The 699-nt window shown below is 63.2% G+C and carries 1 pseudogene; it reads right to left on the reverse strand.

What is annotated here, in order from left to right:
- A pseudogene (locus NA4_RS37995) lies at positions 1-699 on the reverse strand (DNA-directed RNA polymerase subunit beta); the annotation flags it as partial.

Below are 699 nucleotides of genomic sequence, written 5' to 3' on the forward strand. Positions count from 1 at the left end.
TGGGTCTCCAGGATCTGGCCGATGTTCATACGACGCGGCACACCATGGGTGTTCAGGATGATGTCGACCGGCGTGCCATCCGGCAGGAACGGCATATCCTCGGTCGGCAGGATCTTGCCGATCACACCCTTGTTCCCGTGCCGGCCGGCCAGCTTGTCACCGTCCTGGATCTTGCGCTTCTGCGCCACATACACCCGAACCAGCTCGTTGACACCCGGCGGCAGATCATCGTCGTCCTCCCGGGAGAACACCCGGATACCGATCACCTTGCCGGACTCACCATGCGGCACCTTCAACGAGGTATCACGCACCTCACGCGCCTTCTCACCGAAGATCGCCCGCAGCAACCGCTCCTCCGGAGTCAGCTCCGTCTCACCCTTCGGGGTGACCTTGCCGACCAGGATGTCCCCGTCACGCACCTCCGCACCGATCCGCACGATGCCACGCTCGTCCAGATCGGCCAGCACCTCATCGGAGACATTCGGGATATCCCGGGTGATCTCCTCCGCGCCCAGCTTGGTGTCGCGAGCATCGATCTCGTGCTCCTCGATATGGATCGAGGTCAGCACGTCCTCCTCCACCAGCCGCTGCGACAGGATGATCGCGTCCTCGTAGTTGTGGCCCTCCCACGGCATGATCGCCACCAGCAAGTTCTTACCCAGGGCCATCTCACCGTTCTCGGTGCACGGACCATCGGCC

This window comes from Nocardia amamiensis NBRC 102102 (assembly GCF_001612745.1).
In the GTDB taxonomy this organism is placed as follows: domain Bacteria; phylum Actinomycetota; class Actinomycetes; order Mycobacteriales; family Mycobacteriaceae; genus Nocardia; species Nocardia amamiensis.